The organism is Burkholderia sp. Bp9016, assembly GCF_003857765.1.
In the GTDB taxonomy this organism is placed as follows: domain Bacteria; phylum Pseudomonadota; class Gammaproteobacteria; order Burkholderiales; family Burkholderiaceae; genus Burkholderia.
Genome location: NZ_QTPY01000003.1, coordinates 88,484 through 107,132 on the forward strand (window position 1 = coordinate 88,484; position 18,649 = coordinate 107,132).

Sequence of the window (18,649 nt, forward strand, 5' to 3'; positions counted from 1 at the left end):
GGAAGTTTCGGTACGGCAAGGTTTCGACGCGGCGTTCAGAGCGAGCGGAACGCATCGCTGTGGCGCGCCCAGACGCCGTACATCACGAGCGCGGCCACCAGCAGGCCGCCGATGATGAGCAGGTCGGTCGACTTCGTCGCCGTCGCCAGCGTCGTGTAGAGCGTGTACGCGGCGCCCGCCACCGCGACGAGCGGCGTCACGGGCCACAGCGGCATCCGGTAGTGATGTTCGACGTCGCGGCGCACGTACCGGCTCGCCAGCGCGGCCAGCCCGACGACGAGGTAGATCAGCAGCAGCAGGTCGACCGTGAACGCGGTCAGCTCGTCGAGGCTCGACACGAACACCAGCCCCGCCGACGGCACCGCCAGTGCGAGCGTCGCGAGCCACGGCGATTCGAAGCGCGGATGGATCGTCGAGAACGCACGGTTGCAGGTGCGCGACCAGAGCGCGTGGCGGCCGCTGCTGTAGAGCAGGCGCCCCATCGTGATCACGATCGCGATGATCGCGTTGAACACCGACAGGAAGATCCCGCCGCTGACGATGCGCGACACCACCGGATTGCTCAGCGAACGCACGACGTAGCCGATCGGATCTGCGCTCTTCGTCAGCTCCGTGAGCGACGGCGCGCCGAGCACGATCGCCGTGAGCGGCACCAGCTCGACGACAAGGATCACCAGCAGCGAATAGATCACCGCCTTCGCGACATTGCGGTTGCCGCCGCGCAGGTCCTCCGCGAGATACGCGGCGGAGCCGAAGCCGTTGTAGCAGAAGATCGCCGTGCCGATCGCCGGCACGATCGCCGCGAGCGTGGCAGGCACCAGCGCATTGCCGCTCACGACCACCGGCGCGACCAGCACGTCCGCGCCGCGATGCGGGGAGCCGAAGCCGAGCCCCGCGATCAGCATCAGCACGCCGATCTCGACGACGAGGAACGCGCCGGTGATCCAAGCGTTCGTCTTGATGTTCAGCATCCCGAGCACGTAGCTGAGCAGCACGATCGTCAATGCGACCGACTGGTTGCCGAAGTGCGTACCGAGCGCGTTGTTCAGGTACGGCGCGGCGCCGCTCGCGAGCACGGCCGGAATGAATACGCTGACGGACAGCACCGTGATGAAGGTCAGGTAGCCGGGCAGCGTGCCGAACACGCGCTTGGCCATCACGTACTCGCCGCCCGCGCTGCGGTGTGCTGCGCTCAGTTCCGCATAGCAGAGCGCGAACGCCAGCGCGAGCACGCCGCCGAGCACGAACGACAGCACCGCGCCGCTGCCGGCCTGCTGGATCGCGAACGGCGCGATCACGAAGATCGAGCTGGCAGGCGTCACGCCCGACACGGTGATCATCACCGCGTCGCGCACGCTGAGCGTCTGCGATAACGCGCGCGGCGCGTCTTCCGTTGCAGGCGTCGCTTGCAGCGTGCCCGTCGATTCCGACATCATCGCCATTTCGTTCTCCTGTAGCTCCTATCCTGCCTTTTTTTGAACGCCCATACTCGGGCCCGATTGATTGCGTGGCAGTCTAGGAAGCCAAATTCAGGACCGCTATTCCCCCTTCGTGTTACGCCCTCCGGTGGTGGTATGGATCGACTCTTCTCCGAAATCGCGATGCACCAGGCGCTTGGCCGCGCAATCGATCATCTCGGCCAGCCGCGCTTCTGGCGTTTCCTGGTGCTGCTGCTCAACGAAATGGTGCCGTTCGACAACGCGCTCGCGACCGCGATCGGCCGCGACGGCGTGCCGCTCGTGCTCGATGAATACGACGCGGGCGGCACCGACAGCGCGTCGCCGGTCCCGCTTTACCTCAATGGGTTATATCTGCTCGATCCGTTCCTGCAGGCCGCGCACGACGGGCTCGCCGACGGCTGCTACCGGCTCGAGGAAGTCGCGCCCGACCTGTTCCGGCAGAGCGAATATTTCCTGAGCTATTTCCGCGACGCGGTCGGTGACGACGAGATCCAGATCCTGCTGCGACCGGGCCCGGACATGCTGCTGTCGCTGTCGCTCGGCGCGGGCACGCGCTTCGACGTCGAGCCGCTCGGCAAACTGACGGCCGCGATGCCGTGGGTGCTCGCGGTCATCCGGCAACACTGGCGGCTGGTGGGTGACGCCGCGCGCGCAACGCCCGACGCCGACCTCGGCGCGCGCGTCGAGCAGGCGCTCGCGCGCTTCGGCGCCGGTGTGCTGACCGATCGAGAGATGTCGATCGCGCGCATGGTGCTGCGCGGCAATTCGTCGAAGGCGATCGCGGAGCGGCTCGCGATTTCACCGGAAACGGTGAAGGTGCATCGCCGGCACCTTTACGCGAAGCTCGGGATCTCGTCGCAACCGGAGCTGTTTTCGCGGTTCATTCAGGCCCTGGGGGAAGATGCGGCCGGATGAGCACATCGACCAGGACGAATGGCAACGGGCGCGGAATCGGGCACCATCCGTGAATCGCATCGAGCCGTGGTCATCCGGTGAAGCGGTCACGAATGTTCCGTCGACAACGACACTGCCCCGAAACAGGAATCCCGATTCATATCGCTCATTCCGCTCGTCGGACTTGGCTGGCTGCTTCTGTGTGCCGTCAGCGCCGCGTCGATCGTGCTCGTGCCGCCCGTGGTGCTGGTCGCCTGCCTGGCGGCATGGTCATGCGCAGCTTCCTGCTACTTCCACTTCGCGCCGAGTTGCGCGAGCCCGGCGTTCCGGAGATCGTCCGGCAGCATCACCACACGGAACTCGCAGTCGGCATTCAACATCAGGAACCACGGCTCCGCGAGCGCCGGTACCTGCGACGGGTCATCCAGATTGACGATCACGACCGCGCCTCGCCCGCCGCTCTGCTCCGTAAAATACACGGCCTCCGGCTTGACCGCTTCGAGTATTCGTGAAATCACGTCGCCGACGCTGCCGTCGCGCACTAGCGTGTTGAACGGCTCGTGAGGGATTCGTATGTTGAGAAGCATGCGCATGATCATCCTCCTTCGGCTCCGCCCGGCCTGGGCCCTTCAAGCATAGGTGCTGGGCGATGCCGCGCCAGTGACGCCGAAAGCCGTTGCCGGCACGCATTCGCACTCCGGCGATTCGATGCCGGTCGGGTCGATTCGACCGCTCATGCCCCGTCATGCGGAGACCATAACGGCCGTCGGCCCAGTCGGCGCGATCGTCAGATGCAACGGCTGCTCCGGCCGCAGCGTCACATTCAGCACCGGTCTCGGCGGCGGCGTGCCGGACGGCATCGCCAGCACGTGCCGCTGCAGGATCATCGCAGCCACCACCGTCATTTCCGTCATCGCCAGATGCTGCCCGAGGCACACGCGCGGCCCCGTCCCGAACGGCATGTAAGCGCCGCGCGGAATCGCCGGCGCATCGTCGGCGAAGCGCTCGGGCCGGAATGCGTGCGGCTCGGGAAACCAGCGCGCATCGTGATGCATCAGCCGAATCGGCAGCATGAACAGCGTGCGCGCAGGAAACTGCCACGCGCCCAGCGCGACCGGCCGCACAGCCCGACGGCTGATCAGGATCGGCGCGGCCGGATACAGGCGCATCGTTTCCTCGAGCGTCTGCGTCAGATAGCGCAACGCCGGGCGCGTGTCGGCGGTCGGCGGGCGATCGCCGAGCGCGCGCACGACCTCGTCGCGCGCGGCTGCTTGCGCGACCGGATGCGCGGCCATGTTCCAGGCCCACCAGGTCAGCGTGGCGGCGGCCGTCTCGTGGCCCGCCAGAAATGCCGTCATGCACTCGTCGTGCACGGCCTGCTGCGGCCATGCGTGCGTATCGGCACGGTGCAGGCGCAGCAGACGCGACAGCAGATCGTCGGGCCAGTCTTGCGCCGGCAGATCGAGACGGACCCGCAACTGCCGGTCGATCAATCCGTTCAGCACCGCCAGCGCCCTCGCCTTGCCGCGCTTCCACGGCGCCCAGTCCGGCACGCTGGCCGGCTGATAGAACTCGGCGTTCGCCGCCGCGCCCACCGTGCGCACGGCGTCCTCGGCAACGCGCGCATCCGCGCCGAGCGCGTCCGAAAACATCGTGCGCATGATCACGTCCATCGCCAGCGACGTCAGCGCGCTTTCGATCGGCCAGTGCGCGTCGTGCGCGGGCCACCGCGCGAGCGCCTGACCGACGGTCGCGGCGATCGCCGGCACGAAGGCCTGCACCGGTTTCGGCATGAAATTCGGCTGCAGCGCATGCCGCTTGTCGCGCCATGCATCACCCTCGGCGACCAGCACGCTGTGTCCGTGCACCTGGGAAAACACGCGGATGCCGCGCTCCCAGCGCACGAGCGCATCGTGATGCGTGACGAGCAGCTCACGCACGAGCGCGGGATCGGTCACGACCACCGCATGTTCGGGCCACATGCGCAGGTGCACGACATCGCCATGCGCACGCTGCCAGCCCGCGAGCGCACCGGTCAGGTCGCGCGACATCGCGCGTAACAGCCGCCACCCCGTCAGGCCGGCATGCGGCCCCGGCGGCCAAACGCCGGGCGGGTGAAGTGCGGGCGACGCGCCGGCGGCGCCCGCAGCGAACGGGCATCGGGAAGAGGATCGTGGGTTCATGCGCCGGATTGTCCGGATCGACACACGCGCGGTCTTGAACGCAAACGACATCGACACGCGTGGCGCCGGTGCCTATACTCCGGCGTCATGCCCTCCGGTCCGTCCCCGACATTGCCGCCGTGTCCCGATCCGCTCGCGCGCGCGCCGCGCGTGTCGTGCACCGGCCGGTCGCCGCACACGCGGCTGTATCCGCCGTCGGCCGCGCTGCAAGGGGCGGTCGTCGCGACCATCAGCCGCGACACGCGCGGCTTCACGTTGACCGATGCGCAACGGCTCACGCATTTCCCCGCGTCGCCGATCGTCTGCCTGTCGTGGTATCGCGGTTTCGACGCGGGGCTCGTCCGGCGTACCGACGACGGCCCAGTGTGGCGCCCGTTCGGTACATCGGCGACGCTGTCGGGCAGCCAGTCGATGCCGATCGCAAGCTGGGCGCCGACGGACGGGCAAGGCGGCATCGTCTGTCTGCATGCCGATGCGGCACGTGCGCTGTTCGGCATCGCGCTGCCGGCGCTTCACGACACCTTCGTCGATGCGCGCGCGTGCCTGGACGACAGCTGGCGGCCACTGCTCGACGCGTTGGGCAATGCCGAACACGACGACGACGCGCTGGCCGCGCTCGACCGCTACCTTGCCCCCGCTGGCACGCGCTGCGCGGCAGCGTGTCGCCGCTGTCGTCGCTGCGCGATGCGGGGCGCAGCTGGGTCGAGCGTCTCGCATCCAAAGCGCGCGAATGGCGCCACACCCACAGCCCGCGTCAGGTCGAACGGCGCATCAAGTCGTACAGCGGGCGCTCGTTGCGCGACTGGCAGACGCTGGTGCGCACCGAAGGCGTGTTCTTCGCTGCGCGGGAAAAGCAGGACGCCGGGCAGCCGGTCGACTGGGCCACGCTCGCGCTGGACGAAGGGTTCGCCGACCAGGCGCACCTGAGCCGCGCAACGCGGCGCATCACGGGCTTCTCGCCGACCGAGTTCGTACGACGCTTCGCCGAAGACGAATCGTTCTGGATGTACCGGCTCTGGGTGTGACGGGCGGCTGCCCGCCCCGCATCAGCCTCCCCGATTCGACGAACCCTCCATCGGGCGCCGGGTGCGGCACGTACCAGCCGAAATACACTTCGGCCGCGACGATCCGGCCGTCGCGCACGCGCAGCCGCTCGGCGTTGCGGAACCGCCTGCCGGTGCTCGTTTCGGCTTCGTACACGACGAACACGTATTCGCCGTGCACGGCAACGTCGACACACTCGAAACCGGCGAGCATTGCGCTGTTCGGCCAGCAGCGCGCGAGATACGCGTCGCGGTCGATCCGGTTGTCGAGCGCGCTCGTGATCGCAGGTGTCGCACTGACCAATCGCGCACGACACTGACCCCGCGGTGCGTGCTTCACGCGATTCGCACCGGGCCCGGGACGGACGTCGGATGCCGTCCCCCGGCTGCGGAGGTCGCGTCGTTGCGTCAGACATACGCGGCGCGGATACGCCCCCGGTTCTTCTCGCAGCCCCGCCAAAAACCGCCTATGGTGAAAGAAGCGCGCCCGCTTTGCCGCCATTCGACGCCAGGTCGCTCGCACCGGCGGCCACGGCGCAGCGTTCCGGCACCATTCCCCACCGTCGCGGGCACGCCCGGCCATGCCCGCGACGGCGCCGCCCACCGGACTACCAGGAGGTACCCATGAAAGCCGCGCTGCTCTTCAGTTCCGCCCTGCTCGCCCTCGCATCCGTTTCGGCTTCGGCTCAAGGCTCGATCACCAAGGTCGAAGACGGCGCACTCGTCGCCGCGAACGGAATGACCGTCTATTCGTTCGACAAGGACAAGCCCAACGCCGGCACCAGCGCATGTTCGGGCCAGTGCGAAACCTTCTGGCCGCCATACAAGGCCAGCGCGACCGACGTTCCGGTCGGGCCCTACTCGATCGTCAAGCGCGAAGACGGCAGCCCGCAATGGGCATACAAGGGCAAGCCGCTGTACTTCTTCTCGAAGGACATGAAACAGGGCGACCGCAACGGCGACAACTTCAAGAACATGTGGCACGTAGTCGCGCCGTAAGCGTTCTTTCCCCGCCTTCCGCAACGGCGTAACCGCCGCACACGTAAAAAGGCCCGCCCCGATCGAAGACCGGGGCGGGCCGGTGCGTCCTCACGCTGGCGGACGACGCGCGCAGCCGCGGCGCGCGCCGGCAATATCAGCGGTTCGACGGGAAGCTGAACACCGTGCCTTCGCGCACGCCGGCCGACGGCCAGCGCTGCGTGATCGTCTTGCGCTTCGTGTAGAAACGCACCGCGTCCGGCCCGTACGCGTGCAGATCGCCGAACAGCGAGCGCTTCCAGCCGCCGAACGAGTGATACGCGACCGGCACCGGCAGCGGCACGTTGATGCCGACCATGCCGATCTGGATGTTGTCGCTGAAGTAGCGCGCCGCTTCGCCGTCGCGCGTGAACAGGCACGTGCCGTTGCCGTATTCGTGCGCGTCGATCAGCGCCATCGCCTCGTCGAGCGACTTCAGGCGGATCACGCCCAGCACCGGCCCGAAGATCTCGTGCTGATAGATCGGCATGCCGGGCTTCACGTTGTCGAACAGGCACGGGCCGAGGTAGTAGCCGCCGTCGTGGCCGTCGACCTTCACGCTGCGGCCGTCGACGACGAGCGTCGCGCCCGCTTCCACGCCCGCCTCGACGAAGCCCGTCACCTTCTCGAAATGCTGCTGCGTGACGAGCGGCCCCATGTCGACGCCCGCGCCGTTGCCCGGACCGACCTTCATCTTCTCGATCTCGGCCTTCAGCCCGGCGACGACGTTGTCGCCCGTTTCGTCGCCGATCGCCACGACCAGCGGGATCGCCATGCAACGCTCGCCGCACGAACCGTACGCAGCGCCCATCAGCGCGTTTACTGCGTTGCCGATGTCGGCGTCGGGCATCACGACCGCGAAGTTCTTCGCGCCGCCGAGCGCCTGCACGCGCTTGCCGTGCGCGCAGCCGGTCGAATAGATGTATTCGGCGATCGGCGTCGAGCCGACGAAGCTCACCGCCTTCACGCGCGGGTCGGTCAGGATCGTGTCGACGGCTTCCTTGTCGCCGTTCACGACGTTCAGCACGCCCGGCGGCAAGCCGGCTTCGAGCGCGAGCTCGGCCATGCGCAGCGTCGACGACGGCGTGCGCTCGGACGGCTTCAGCACGAACGTGTTGCCGCACGCGACGGCCATCGGCCACATCCACAGCGGCACCATTACCGGGAAGTTGAACGGCGTGATGCCGGAGACGACGCCGAGCGCCTGGAACTCGCTCCATGAATCGATCGCAGGGCCGACGTTCTTGCTGTGCTCGCCCTTCAGCAGCTCGGGCACGTAGGTCGCGTATTCGACGTTCTCGATCCCGCGCTGCAGTTCGCCCATCGCGTCGGCGAGCACCTTGCCGTGCTCGGCGGTGATCAGCGCGCACAGCTCTTCCGCATTCTCCTCGAGCAGCGTCTTGAAGCGGCTCATCACGCGTGCGCGCTTCAGCGGCGGCGTGTTGCGCCACGCGGGGAACGCGGCCTGCGCGGACGCGATCGCGGCTTCGACGGTCAGCTTGTCGGCGAGCGCGACGCTCTTGTCCGATTCGCCGGTGGCCGGGTCGAACACCGGCTGGACGCGGCTGCCGCCGTCGACGCGCTTGCCGTCGATCAGGTGGCCGACGGTGGAAGTCACATTGCTGTCGTGTTTCATGTTTCTGGCTCTTTCGTGAATTCGGTTATCGCTTGGGGGCGGGCCGCGGCTCAGTCCACTTCGTTCAGCGCGTCGGACAGCGCGTTCACGAGATTGTCGATCTCACGCTTCTCGGCGATGAACGGCGGCGCGAGCTGGATCGTGTCGCCGCCGTAGCGCACGTAGAAGCCTTTCGCCCAGCAGCGCATCGCGATTTCGTACGGGCGCCGTGCCGGCTCGCCCGGTAGCGCCGCGATCGTCAGGCCGGCGGCCAGCCCGTAGTTGCGGATGTCCGCGATATGGCGCTGGCCCTTCAGTCCGTGCACGGCCGCCTCGAAATGCGGCGCGAGATCGCGCACGCGGTTCACCGCGTCTTCCTTCACGAGCAGGTCGAGCGCCGCGACGCCGGCCGCACACGCAACCGGGTGCGCCGAGTACGTGTAGCCGTGCGGAAACTCGAGCATGTACTCGGGGCCGCCCGCGGCCATGAACGTGTCGTAGATTTCCTTCGTCGCGATCACGCCGCCGAGCGGCTGCACGCCATTCGTCACCTGCTTCGCGAAGTTCATGATGTCCGGCACCACGCCGAACGCGTCGGCGCCCGTCATCGCGCCGGCACGGCCGAAACCCGTGATGACTTCGTCGAAAATCAGCAGGATGTCGTGCGCGGTACAGATATCGCGCAGGCGCTTCAGATAGCCCTTCGGCGGAATGACCACGCCCGCCGAGCCGGAGAACGGCTCGACGATCACGGCCGCGATGTTCGATGCGTCGTGCAGCGTGATCAGGTCGAGCAGGCGATCGGCCAGATCGGCGCCGTTCTCGGGCATCCCGCGCGAGAACCTGTTCTCGGCGAGTTGCGTGTGCGGCAGGAAATCGGCGTCGAGCCCCTGGCCGAACAGCTTGCGGTTCGCGCCGATCCCGCCGACCGAGATGCCGCCGAAGTTCACGCCGTGATAGCCCTTCTCGCGGCCGATCAGGCGCGTTTTCGTGCCCTTGCCCTTCGCGCGCCAGTACGCACGGGCCATCTTCAGCGACGTGTCGGCCGCTTCCGAGCCCGAACCCGTGAAGAACACGTAGTCGAGGCCGGCCGGCGTCAGGCCCTTGATCTTGTTCGCCAGCTCGAACGACTTCGGATGGCCGAACTGGAATGCAGGCGCGTAGTCGAGCTGCGCGACCTGGCGGCTCACGGCTTCCGTGATTTCGGTGCGGCCGTGACCGAGGCCCGTGCACCACAGGCCCGACAGGCCGTCGAAGATCTTGCGGCCTTCGCCGTCCGTGTAATACGCGTCCTTGGCCGACACGATCATGCGCGGGTCCGACTTGAACTGGCGGTTCGCCGTGAACGGCATCCAGTGGGCGTCGAGCCAGGCGGCGTCGGTGCGGAGATTCGTCTCTTCGTGCTGGTTGGCGATGGTCGTGTCGGTCATGTCGGTCGGCGCGGCGCGCCCCTCCTCCTTGTGTTGATGTTGCGCATTGTCGGGACGCCAATTAGTCTTTTGAATATCGCAATATCAATGTTCACTTGCGCAATCATGCAAGCAAAGAAACCGAAGAGTCGCGCGCTGCTCGGGCAGCTCAGCGACATGGACCTGCGGCTGCTGCGGGTCTTCAAGGGCGTCGTGCAGTGCGGCGGGATGGCGGCGGCCGAACTCGAGCTGAATATCGGCATCTCGACGATCAGCCGGCACGTGAAGGATCTCGAAACGCGCCTCGGCCTCGTGCTGTGCCGGCGCGGCCGCGCGGGCTTCACGCTGACGGCCGAAGGCCAGACCGTGTACGAGGAGACGTTGCGGCTGCTCGCGTCGATGGAAGCATTTCGCAGCCGGATCGACGGCATTCACGACAAGATGGGCGGAGAACTCCACATCGCCGTATTCGACAAGACGGCCACCAACGCGAATGCGCGGCTCGGCGACGCGATCCGCCAGTTCGCCGACGAAGCGCCCGACGTCGCCCTGAACCTGCATGTCGCGTCGATCAACGAAGTCGAGCGCGGGATCATCGACGGCAGCTATCAGGTCGGGATCATTCCCGCGCACCGCAGCTCGGGCAGCCTCGTGTATTCGGAATTGTTCGACGAGCGGATGCTGCTGTACTGCGGCCGCCAGCATCCGCTGTACGACGCGCCGCACGGCAAGCTCACGTGGACGACGATCCGCAACCATGCGTTCGCCGGACTCGGCTTCCACTCGCCGAACATGGAACTGAGCCACCGCGCGAAGCTCACGCGCAGCGCGACGGCATCGGACCAGGAATCGATCGCGACGCTGATCCTGTCCGGCCGCTACCTGGGCTTCCTGCCCGACCATTACGCGGAAAGCTTCGAAAACAAGGGGTTGATGCAGGCGATCGCGCCGCACCGGTTCAACTACCGGTGCCGGTTCGTGAGCCTGCTGCGGCGCTCGCCGCGGCCGTCACGGGCGGCGCTGCTGTTCCAGTCGTGCCTCGAGGCCGCGCATGCGGCGGCGCAGCAGGCCGGCCGCGACGGCAACGCGTAACCGGTGCCGGGCTGCCGGCCCGCTCAGGCGCCGCCGCCGGCCTGCGCGCGTCGCCCCATCCGCATCAGGAAATAGACGGCGACGAGCCCCGCCGAGAACCCGGACGCCGCGCCGACGCCGAGCGCCCAGCGCGGACCCAGATGGTTCGCGACCCAGCCCGCGACCGGTGCGCCGATCGGCGTGCCGCCGAACGCGACCGCGAGGCGCAGCGCCATCACGCGTCCGCGCATCGCCGGCTCGGTCGACAGCTGCATCAGCGCATTGGTCGACGTGGTGAAGGTCATCGCGGCGATCCCGGTCAGCACGAGCGCTGCCGCGAACAGCCAGTAGCTCGGTGCGATCGCGCCGAGCGTGCAGCCGACGCCGAACACCGTCGCGCCGATCCAAAGATGCCGGAACAGCGGGCGTTCGCGGCGCGCCGCGAGCAGCGCGCCCGAGATCGTGCCGACCGCCATCATCGACGACAGGATCCCGAAGCCGCGCGCGTCGACGTGAAATACGCCGGCCGCCATCGTCGAGATGAACAGCGGGAAATTCAGCCCGAACGTGCCGATCAGGAACAGCATCGCGAGCGTCGCTTTCAGGTCCGGACGCTGCCACACGTAGCGGAACCCGTCGAGCAGGCTCCCCCTCGCATGGCCGGCACGCGCGTTCTCGCGCAGCTGGTCCGCGCGCAGCAGCGACAGCGACGCGAGCACCGCGACGAAACTGACACCGTTGATCAGGAACGCCCAGCCGGTGCCGACCGACGCGATGACGAAGCCGGCTGCCGCGGGCCCGATCATCCGCGCCGCGTTGAACGACGTCGAATTGAGCGCGACGGCGTTCGCGAGTTCGCGGTCGCCGACCAGTTCCACGACGAAGGTTTGCCGCACCGGCGCATCGAACGCCGACGCGCAGCCGAACAGGAACGCGAACAGATAGACGTGCCACAGCTGCACGACGCCCGTGACCGTCAGCAGCCCCAGCGCAAGCGCGAGGCCGCCCATCAGCGCCTGCGTCGTCATCAGGAGCCGGCGCTGGTTGAAGCGGTCGGCCGCGTAGCCCGTCCATGGCAGCAGCAGGAGCTGCGGGCCGAACTGCAGCGACATCACGATGCCGACCGCCGACGCGTCGTGGTGCGTGAGCTGCGTGAGCACGAGCCAGTCCTGCGCGGTGCGCTGGATCCACGTGCCGACGTTGGACACCAGCGCGCCGGCCGCCCAGACCCGGTAGTTGAAGCTGCGCAGCGAGCGGAACACGCCCGCGGCCGGCGCGCTCATGGCCGCTCCTGGGCGTTGCCGCCGTGCAGCGCGCCGAAGTGCCGCGCGAGATACAGGCCGAGCGCGAGCACGCCGAGGCCGAATGCGGCCGCGTCGGCGGTACGCATCAGGTCGAAACGGCGGCCGATCCGGCAAAGCAGCGCATAACCGATCGCAAGATTGACGACGCCCCACACGACGTTCACGGTGGACGACGACAGGCCGCGGCCGGGCGGCTTCGCGAACGGCGTCTGGAACGGCTCGCCGCGCAGACCGCTGACGAGATGCGGGACTGCATTCGCCAGAAAGGCGCCGCCGAAAAAGCAGCACACGAGATGCAGGATGTTCATGTTCCGGCGTTCCTCCCGCCAGGCACGTCGATCGAGTGCGCGGGCGCGCCGTCGTGGAATTCCGCAAGCCGCTGCAGCAGTTGCACGGCCGCCGCAAGCTCGGCCTGCTCGCGTGTCGACAACTGCGCATGCAGCGCGCGGAACAGCCAGTCGTCCTTGGCTGCGCGGTTGGCCTGCAGCCGCTTGCGGAACGCGGGCGTGAGAGCGATCAGCGTCTGCCGGCCGTCGTTCGGATCGGGCGCGCCGCTGACCGCCCCCATCGACTCCAGCGTCGCCACCGTCATGCGCATCGACTGCGGCCGCACGCTTTCGGCGCGCGCAAGCGCGGAAACGGTCGCCGCGCCGTCGCGATCGAGACGCAGCAGGACCGATTTCTGCGACGACGTCAGATCGTTCGGGTGGGTCTGCTCGCGCATCCGCCGCATCAGCTTGCTGACGGAGATGCGGAGTTCGCCGGCGAGTCCGGCCAGATGCAGCGCGTCGGGGGGCAAGGATGGTGTGTTCATGAACCCAAGATAGCATATCCACAGGAAAACTGTACAGTTAAACTGTATATATAGCCTCAAGGGTGACGCGTGACTGATTCATCGGCGCTGCACTCGATCCGGCCCCGCTCTTCGGCCCGATCGGGCTCTGCGATAATGCGGGCTTCCCGTTCCCGCACCGCCTTCCACCATGACGCAGCCGTCCGCCCCGCTCTCCACCGACCTGCCGCCGATTTCGTGCCTGCCCGGCGACGCGTTGCCGTGGCTGCCGATGAGCGAGGACCTGCCGGGGCTCGCGATCAAGTATCTGCATATCAATGCGGCAGAAGACACGCTGACCGCGCTGCTGAAGATGCCCGCCGGCGGCAGGCTGCCGCGCCATCGTCACGACGGCGAGGTGTTCGTCCATACGTTGCAGGGGGCGTGGCGCTACCTCGAGTACGACTGGATCGCGCAGGCCGGCTCGACGGTGCTCGAACCGGCCGGATCGGTTCACACGCCGGAAACGCTCGGCGCGCCCGGCGAAGACGTGATCACGCTCAATGTGATGCGCGGCGATCTGGTGCTGCTCGACGACGATGGCCGTGAAACCGCGCGCGAGAATTGCCGGGTCGCGCTGCTGCGCCAGCGCAAGCATGCGCGCACGGCGCCGAACGACGCGGCGCCGTTCGTCACGCGCTGAACAACCGCGCAACCGGGACCGGCCCGTTCGGGCCCTTCAGGCCATCTCGCGCTCGTCCCTGCGCCGAATCGCCCGCGGCAGCACGCCGAAGCCTCGCATGAACGCGTCGCGCAACAGCCGGCCTCCTTCGCGATCACGTCGAACGGATGCCGGCTCCGCTCGATCGTCAGCCGCTCGATCGCCTTCGCCTTCGCCTTCGCCGGCGACTGCCCCGTTTCCAGCGTAGCGCCGTCGATTCCAATGGCGTCGATGGCATGCGAGCCGCGAGCCGCCGCCGCTGCCGCGATGCGCCACCGTCACCGCGTTTCGTCCCGTCCCCGGCACGTTCCGACCCGCTTGCCATGCCCTCCCCGCAACAGTAATCTCTACGATTGCAGTTTCCGGAGCAGCGCCCCGGCATTCGTCCGATCATCGGCGCTATTGATCGTTGCGAAATTCCACCATGCGGTTCCGTATGTTCACCACCGGGGCGGGCGATACGCCTGGCTCTTCCCGCGTGCCCGCCGATGGCCGGGCCGCGTTTGCGCCGTTACCCGAGCTGGAGGCCCTGTGCCGGATCGCACGTGCACAGGCCGGCACGGCCGGCGCGCTGGTCGTGCACGGAGAGGCCGGCGCGCAATGCGTGCTCGCGTTCGACGGAACGCTGCCTGCGTCGCTGCCTGCCAGGTTGTTCCCGCCGCAGGTCGCCCACGCGTCGCCTGTCGGCAGACGATTCATCGCGCCCGATGCGAGCGCGCATGCGCGTCACGCACCGCACATCGCCGCAGCCTGCGAACTGATCGCGCCCGAAGGTGCGAGCCTCGGCGCGCTGTGCGTCGTGAGCGACGGCGACTTCGCGCTCGACATCGCGCAACGCACCCTCCTCGACGATCTGGCCACGCTGGCGGAACGTGCGATCGGCCGCGCAATCTCGGAAGCCGCGCTGCGGGAAAGGCTCGGCGCGATCGAGGAACACAGTGCGCTGACCACGCTGGCGCTGACGGAAAGCGGCACCGGCGTCTGGGATCGCAACGTGGAAACCGGCGAAATTCATTACTCGGCGGCATGGAAGGCGCTGCTCGGCTACGCGCCGCACGAGCTGACCAGCCGCATCGAGGACGCGTACGAGCGACTGCACCCGGACGACGTCGACGACGTGAAGGCGACGATGCTCGCGCATTTCGAGAGCCGGACCGACAGCTACGCGGTCGAGCACCGCATCCGCTGCAAGGACGGCTCGTACAAATGGATCTGCAGCCGCGGCAAGGTCATCGCGCGCGACGACAACGGCCGCGCGTTGCGCATGGTCGGCACGACCACCGACATCACCGCGCTGCGCGAGCTCGCCGACCGGCTGCGCGATTCCGCCACGCTCGTCACCAGCCTGACCGACCAGGTGCCGGGTCTCGTGTTCCAGTTGCGCCAGGCGACCGACGGCCGCCGCTTCTTTTCGTATGCGAGCGCCGGCGTGCGCGACATCTACGAGCTGACGCCCGAACAGATCGCCCGCGACGCGGATGCGGTCGAAATCCGGATCCATCCGGCCGATCTGGCCGCGTACCGTCAGTCGCTGCAAGCGTCGGCGGAGCGGCTGACGCCGTGGCGGCTCGAATATCGGGTGATGCTGCCGGATCAGGGCCTGCGCTGGCGTGAAGGCGACGCGCGCCCGCAGCGCACGTCCGACGGCGGCACGGTGTGGCACGGCTTCATCACGGACGCGACGGAGCGCAAGCACATCGAGGCCGAACTGCACCGGATGGCGACGACCGATCATCTGACCCAGTTGTCGAACCGCCACGCGTTCATGCGGCAAAGCGAGGCCGCGTTGCGCGGCGTGCGCGCGACCGGCCAGGACGCCGCGGTGCTGATGCTCGATCTCGACCACTTCAAGGCGCTGAACGACCGCTGGGGCCATCCGCTCGGCGACCGCGCGCTCCGCCATTTCGCGCGGCTGCTGCTCGCGGAGATCGGGTCGGACGGCATCGTCGGGCGCATCGGAGGCGAGGAATTCGCGGTCGTGCTGCCGCGCTCGGGGGTCGACGCGGCGTTCGCGCTCGCGCTGCGCGTGCAGCAGCGCGCGGCCGACACGCGGCTCATGCACGAGGATCAGCGCGTCGCGCTGACGGTCAGTATCGGGATCGACGCGATGCGGATGACCGACTTCGGCGCGTACCAGTCGCTGTCGCGTGCCGACAAGGCGCTGTATGCCGCGAAAGAGCACGGCCGCAACCGGATCGAGGTCTATCAGGCGTAACCGCGCGCCGTCGCTCACGCCTCCAACGCTACGATTGCGCCGCCTCGCGCGGCGTGGCGCGCACGCCCAGCAGCATCGCGACCGCGCATGCGGCCAGCAGCGCCGCGATCATCAGCATTGCCGGATCCATGCCGCCGGTTCGCGTGCGGATCACCCCGACGATCCACGGCGTGATCATCCCGCTCGACACGCCGATACTGCTGATCAGTGCGATCCCGCCGGCCGCGCCGGCGCCCGCGAAATACGCGGACGGCACGGCCCAGAACACCGGATGCGCGGCGAAGATCAGCATTGCAGCGATCGACAGCAGCGCCATCATCGCGACGATGCTCTGCAGATGCAGCGTCAGCAACGCAAGCGCCACCGCGCCGCCGAACGCGCACGCGGCGAAGTGCCAGCGCCGTTCGCGCTTGCGGTCCGAACGCCGCGCGATCGCGATCAGGCCGGCCGCGCCGACCGCGTTCGGCACGATCGACAGCAGGCTGATCCGCACGACGTCGTGAATCCCGAATTCGCGAATCATCAGCGGCATCCAGAACAGCAGCATCAGCAGCGCGGTCGTCAGCGAGAAATAGATGAACGCGAACAGATAGGTGCGCGGCTCGGCCAGCGCCTGCCGCAACGACCCCGCCACATGCGCGGATGCGCCGGCGCGATCGGCGGCAAGGTCGGCCGCCAGCCGTTGCCGGTCGTCGTCGGACAGCCAGTGCGCGTGCTCGGGACGGTCGCACAGCCAGAACCACGCGATCACGCCGAGCAGGATCGCGGGCGCGCCTTCGATCGCGAACATCCATTGCCAGCCGTGCAGCCCGAGCACGCCGGACATCCCGCGCATCAGCCAGCCCGACAGCAGCCCGCCTATCATCCCGGCCACCGCGACGCCCGCATAGAAGATCGACAGCACCGACGCGCGCCGGCGCGCCGGATACCAGTACGTCAGGTAGAACACGACACCCGGGAAGAAGCCGGCTTCGAACAGCCCGAGCAGGAAGCGCAGCACGTAGAAATGCTTCGCGCTGTCGACGGTGATCATCGCGACCGACACCGCGCCCCACAGGAACATGATCCGCGCGAACGTCCGGCGCGCGCCGAAACGGCGCAGCAGCGCGTTGCTCGGCACCTCGAACAGCACATAGCCGACGAAGAACAGCACCGCGCCGAGGCTGTACATCGCGTCCGTCAGGCCGAGATCCTGCCGCATCTGCAACTGCGCGAAGCCGATGTTGCTGCGGTCGAGGATCGACACGATGTAGCAGATGAACAGGAACGGCACGATCCGCATGCCGATGCGGCGATACAGCGCGTCGTTGTCCGATGCGCGGGAACCGGACGCGACCGCTTGCGCGGCGTCCGCCTGAAGAGGGGCTGACATCGATCGTCTCCTCGATGGATGCGAATACTGGGTACGAATGCGGGCCGGAAAATCGAACGCCGGTCGCCGCCGCCCGCGGGCAGCGACCGGCCGCGTTCAGTCGCGCGACGCGGGATCGCCCTTCACGCCGAGCATCAACGCGGCGCCGCTCAGCGCGAGCAGTGCGGCGAGCAGGTACACGGCGAGATCCATGCTGCCGGTGCGCGTGCGGATCATCCCGATCACCCACGGGCTGACGATGCCGCTCGTGATCCCGATGCTGCTGATCAGCGCGATCCCGGCCGCGGCCTCGTTGCCCGACAGGTAACGGGTCGGCACGGTCCAGAAGATCGGCAGCGCGGCGAAGATCAGCGTCGCCGCGATCGACAGGCACGCGAGCATCGCCGCGAAGCTGTGCAGATGCAGCGTCAATGCAGCGAGCGCGAGCCCGCCGCCGATCGTGCAGCACGCGAAATGCTTGCGGCGTTCGCCGGTGCGGTCCGAGTGGCGCGCGATCAGGATCAGGCCCACCGCGCCGACCGCGTTCGGTACGACCGTGTACAGGCTCACGGCCACGACGTCGGTCACGCCGAAGTCGCGGATCATCAGCGGCATCCAGAAATTGAGCGTCAGCGATGCGCAGGTCAGCGCGAAATAGATGAACGCGAACAGGTAGACGCGCGGGTTCGCGAGCGCGGCCGCCACGCTGCGCGCGTCGTGCGCAGCGCCGTGCGTGCGGCTTTCCGTGCACAGGGCCGCCACGCGCGCCTTTTCGTCGGACGTGAGCCACGCGGCATCCTGCGGCCGGTCGACCAGATACGTGAACGCGAAGAACGCGAGCACGATGGCCGGCGCGCCTTCGATCGCGAACATCCACTGCCAGCCGTGCAAGCCGAACACGCCGCTCATGTCGCGCATGATCCAGCCCGACATCAGGCCGCCGAGCACGCCGGCGACCGCGACGCCCGCGAAGAACACCGAGATCGCCGCCGCGCGCCGGTTCGCGGGGAACCAGTAGGTCAGGTACAGCACGATGCCGGGGAAGAAGCCGGCCTCGAACACGCCGAGCATGAAGCGCAGCACGTAGAAATGCGACGGCTGCGACACGAACATCATCCCTGTCGACGCGAGGCCCCACAGCAGCATGATCCGCGTGAACGTGCGGCGCGCGCCGAAGCGTGCGAGCAGCATGTTGCTCGGTACTTCGCAGAACACGTAGCCGACGTAGAACACGGCGGCGCCGAGGCCGTACATCGCATCGCTGAAGCCGAGGTCGTGCTTCATCTGCAACTGCGCGAAGCCGATGTTGATGCGGTCGAGGAACGACACGACGTAGCAGAGGAACAGGAACGGCACGATCCGCCATGCGATCTTGCGGAACAGCAGCGCATCGCCGGATTCGGATCCGGACGCATATGCGGAAGTCTCGTATGCGGAAGTCGACGCCGCGGCACTCGGGTGCGCGATCGTCGCTTCGGCGGGAAGCGATCGGGGCATGTCTCTCTCCAAACGGGCTGCACGAATCGAGCGCGCAGCAGTCTCCGAGGGCGTGCATGCGCCCTGCTTTCTTGTGAGATCGGAAATCGGCGCCGTG

The 18,649-nt window shown here is 67.9% G+C and carries 15 protein-coding genes and 3 pseudogenes; 6 read left to right on the forward strand and 12 right to left on the reverse strand.

Annotation, left to right across the window (positions count from 1 at the left end):
- Window positions 1–35: 35 nt before the first annotated feature.
- Window positions 36–1,442, reverse strand: a complete 1,407-nt coding sequence (locus DIE13_RS04750) for an APC family permease (RefSeq protein WP_124826063.1) — start codon at window positions 1,440–1,442, stop codon at window positions 36–38.
- Between the two features lie 132 nt (window positions 1,443–1,574).
- On the opposite strand from DIE13_RS04750, the gene DIE13_RS04755 reads away from it, so the two are divergent.
- Window positions 1,575–2,375 carry a helix-turn-helix transcriptional regulator gene (locus DIE13_RS04755; RefSeq protein ID WP_124826064.1) on the forward strand — a complete coding sequence of 267 codons (801 nt, stop codon included), beginning with the start codon at window positions 1,575–1,577 and terminating at the stop codon, window positions 2,373–2,375.
- A gap of 266 nt (window positions 2,376–2,641) precedes the next feature.
- Here the strand turns inward: DIE13_RS04755 and DIE13_RS04760 are convergent, their stop codons facing one another.
- Both DIE13_RS04760 and DIE13_RS04765 read right to left on the reverse strand, forming a co-directional pair.
- Window positions 2,642–2,947: a panthothenate synthetase gene (locus DIE13_RS04760; protein ID WP_124826297.1), complete on the reverse strand. Its 306-nt coding sequence runs from the start codon at window positions 2,945–2,947 to the stop codon at window positions 2,642–2,644.
- A gap of 150 nt (window positions 2,948–3,097) precedes the next feature.
- Entirely contained in the window at window positions 3,098–4,405 is a 1,308-nt protein-coding gene (locus DIE13_RS04765; RefSeq protein WP_233409989.1) for a cytochrome P450, read from the reverse strand.
- Between the two features lie 219 nt (window positions 4,406–4,624).
- Between DIE13_RS04765 and DIE13_RS33800 the strand changes: the two are divergent.
- Window positions 4,625–5,562 (forward strand): annotated as a pseudogene (locus tag DIE13_RS33800) (helix-turn-helix domain-containing protein).
- Between the two features lie 28 nt (window positions 5,563–5,590).
- Here DIE13_RS33800 and DIE13_RS33285 read toward each other — a convergent pair.
- Window positions 5,591–5,860, reverse strand: a pseudogene (locus DIE13_RS33285) (nuclear transport factor 2 family protein); the annotation flags it as partial.
- Window positions 5,861–6,204: 344 nt separating this feature from the next.
- On the opposite strand from DIE13_RS33285, the gene DIE13_RS04780 reads away from it, so the two are divergent.
- On the forward strand, window positions 6,205–6,579 hold the full coding sequence (locus tag DIE13_RS04780; RefSeq protein ID WP_124826066.1) for a hypothetical protein: 375 nt from the start codon (window positions 6,205–6,207) through the stop codon (window positions 6,577–6,579).
- A 136-nt stretch (window positions 6,580–6,715) separates the two neighbouring features.
- Here DIE13_RS04780 and DIE13_RS04785 read toward each other — a convergent pair whose 3' ends face one another.
- Window positions 6,716–8,233 (reverse strand): CoA-acylating methylmalonate-semialdehyde dehydrogenase, encoded by a 1,518-nt coding sequence (locus DIE13_RS04785; protein ID WP_124826067.1) that lies wholly within the window; start codon window positions 8,231–8,233, stop codon window positions 6,716–6,718.
- Between the two features lie 50 nt (window positions 8,234–8,283).
- Window positions 8,284–9,642, reverse strand: coding sequence for an aspartate aminotransferase family protein (locus DIE13_RS04790; protein WP_124826068.1), 1,359 nt, complete (start codon window positions 9,640–9,642; stop codon window positions 8,284–8,286).
- A 105-nt stretch (window positions 9,643–9,747) separates the two neighbouring features.
- Between DIE13_RS04790 and DIE13_RS04795 the strand changes: the two genes are divergently transcribed.
- The gene (locus DIE13_RS04795; RefSeq protein WP_175750570.1) at window positions 9,748–10,713 is read left to right on the forward strand and encodes a LysR family transcriptional regulator; all 966 of its coding nucleotides are present in this window, start codon (window positions 9,748–9,750) and stop codon (window positions 10,711–10,713) included.
- Window positions 10,714–10,736: 23 nt separating this feature from the next.
- On the opposite strand, the gene DIE13_RS04800 is transcribed toward DIE13_RS04795, so the two are convergent.
- Genes DIE13_RS04800 through DIE13_RS04810 form a run of 3 tightly spaced genes read right to left on the reverse strand, consistent with a single transcriptional unit; the run spans window position 10,737 to window position 12,810 of the window.
- Window positions 10,737–11,975, reverse strand: a complete 1,239-nt coding sequence (locus tag DIE13_RS04800) for an MFS transporter (protein ID WP_124826070.1) — start codon at window positions 11,973–11,975, stop codon at window positions 10,737–10,739.
- A complete protein-coding gene (locus tag DIE13_RS04805; protein ID WP_124826071.1) occupies window positions 11,972–12,304 on the reverse strand; it encodes a hypothetical protein in 333 nt (110 codons plus the stop codon). Before DIE13_RS04805 ends, DIE13_RS04800 begins: the two co-directional genes overlap by 4 nt.
- Entirely contained in the window at window positions 12,301–12,810 is a 510-nt protein-coding gene (locus DIE13_RS04810; RefSeq protein WP_124826072.1) for a MarR family winged helix-turn-helix transcriptional regulator, read from the reverse strand. Before DIE13_RS04810 ends, DIE13_RS04805 begins: the two co-directional genes overlap by 4 nt.
- Window positions 12,811–12,979: 169 nt before the next feature.
- Between DIE13_RS04810 and DIE13_RS04815 the strand changes: the two genes are divergently transcribed.
- Entirely contained in the window at window positions 12,980–13,471 is a 492-nt protein-coding gene (locus DIE13_RS04815) for a 2,4'-dihydroxyacetophenone dioxygenase family protein (protein ID WP_124826073.1), read from the forward strand.
- A gap of 36 nt (window positions 13,472–13,507) precedes the next feature.
- On the opposite strand, the pseudogene DIE13_RS33290 reads toward DIE13_RS04815, so the two are convergent.
- Window positions 13,508–13,695, reverse strand: a pseudogene (locus tag DIE13_RS33290) (GlxA family transcriptional regulator); the annotation flags it as partial.
- 218 nt (window positions 13,696–13,913) lie between these two features.
- Between DIE13_RS33290 and DIE13_RS04825 the strand changes: the two are divergent.
- Window positions 13,914–15,704, forward strand: a complete 1,791-nt coding sequence (locus DIE13_RS04825) for a sensor domain-containing diguanylate cyclase (protein ID WP_124826074.1) — start codon at window positions 13,914–13,916, stop codon at window positions 15,702–15,704.
- Between the two features lie 28 nt (window positions 15,705–15,732).
- On the opposite strand, the gene DIE13_RS04830 is transcribed toward DIE13_RS04825, so the two are convergent.
- Together DIE13_RS04830 and DIE13_RS04835 are read right to left on the reverse strand one after the other, a co-directional pair.
- Window positions 15,733–17,076, reverse strand: coding sequence for an MFS transporter (locus tag DIE13_RS04830; RefSeq protein WP_124826075.1), 1,344 nt, complete (start codon window positions 17,074–17,076; stop codon window positions 15,733–15,735).
- A 96-nt stretch (window positions 17,077–17,172) separates the two neighbouring features.
- Window positions 17,173–18,552 (reverse strand): MFS transporter, encoded by a 1,380-nt coding sequence (locus DIE13_RS04835; RefSeq protein WP_124826076.1) that lies wholly within the window; start codon window positions 18,550–18,552, stop codon window positions 17,173–17,175.
- Between the last annotated feature and the right edge of the window lie 97 nt (window positions 18,553–18,649).

Bases quoted from the DNA above. Each gene is read 5' to 3' on its own strand.
- DIE13_RS04750 (WP_124826063.1), bottom strand. From the start codon at position 1,442: ATGGCGATGATGTCGGAATCGACGGGCACGCTGCAAGCGACGCCTGCA.
- DIE13_RS04755 (WP_124826064.1), top strand. From the start codon at position 1,575: ATGGATCGACTCTTCTCCGAAATCGCGATGCACCAGGCGCTTGGCCGC.
- DIE13_RS04760 (WP_124826297.1), bottom strand. From the start codon at position 2,947: ATGCGCATGCTTCTCAACATACGAATCCCTCACGAGCCGTTCAACACG.
- DIE13_RS04765 (WP_233409989.1), bottom strand. From the start codon at position 4,405: ATGTCGCGCGACCTGACCGGTGCGCTCGCGGGCTGGCAGCGTGCGCAT.
- DIE13_RS04780 (WP_124826066.1), top strand. From the start codon at position 6,205: ATGAAAGCCGCGCTGCTCTTCAGTTCCGCCCTGCTCGCCCTCGCATCC.
- DIE13_RS04785 (WP_124826067.1), bottom strand. From the start codon at position 8,233: ATGAAACACGACAGCAATGTGACTTCCACCGTCGGCCACCTGATCGAC.
- DIE13_RS04790 (WP_124826068.1), bottom strand. From the start codon at position 9,642: ATGACCGACACGACCATCGCCAACCAGCACGAAGAGACGAATCTCCGC.
- DIE13_RS04795 (WP_175750570.1), top strand. From the start codon at position 9,748: ATGCAAGCAAAGAAACCGAAGAGTCGCGCGCTGCTCGGGCAGCTCAGC.
- DIE13_RS04800 (WP_124826070.1), bottom strand. From the start codon at position 11,975: ATGAGCGCGCCGGCCGCGGGCGTGTTCCGCTCGCTGCGCAGCTTCAAC.
- DIE13_RS04805 (WP_124826071.1), bottom strand. From the start codon at position 12,304: ATGAACATCCTGCATCTCGTGTGCTGCTTTTTCGGCGGCGCCTTTCTG.
- DIE13_RS04810 (WP_124826072.1), bottom strand. From the start codon at position 12,810: ATGAACACACCATCCTTGCCCCCCGACGCGCTGCATCTGGCCGGACTC.
- DIE13_RS04815 (WP_124826073.1), top strand. From the start codon at position 12,980: ATGACGCAGCCGTCCGCCCCGCTCTCCACCGACCTGCCGCCGATTTCG.
- DIE13_RS04825 (WP_124826074.1), top strand. From the start codon at position 13,914: ATGCGGTTCCGTATGTTCACCACCGGGGCGGGCGATACGCCTGGCTCT.
- DIE13_RS04830 (WP_124826075.1), bottom strand. From the start codon at position 17,076: ATGTCAGCCCCTCTTCAGGCGGACGCCGCGCAAGCGGTCGCGTCCGGT.
- DIE13_RS04835 (WP_124826076.1), bottom strand. From the start codon at position 18,552: ATGCCCCGATCGCTTCCCGCCGAAGCGACGATCGCGCACCCGAGTGCC.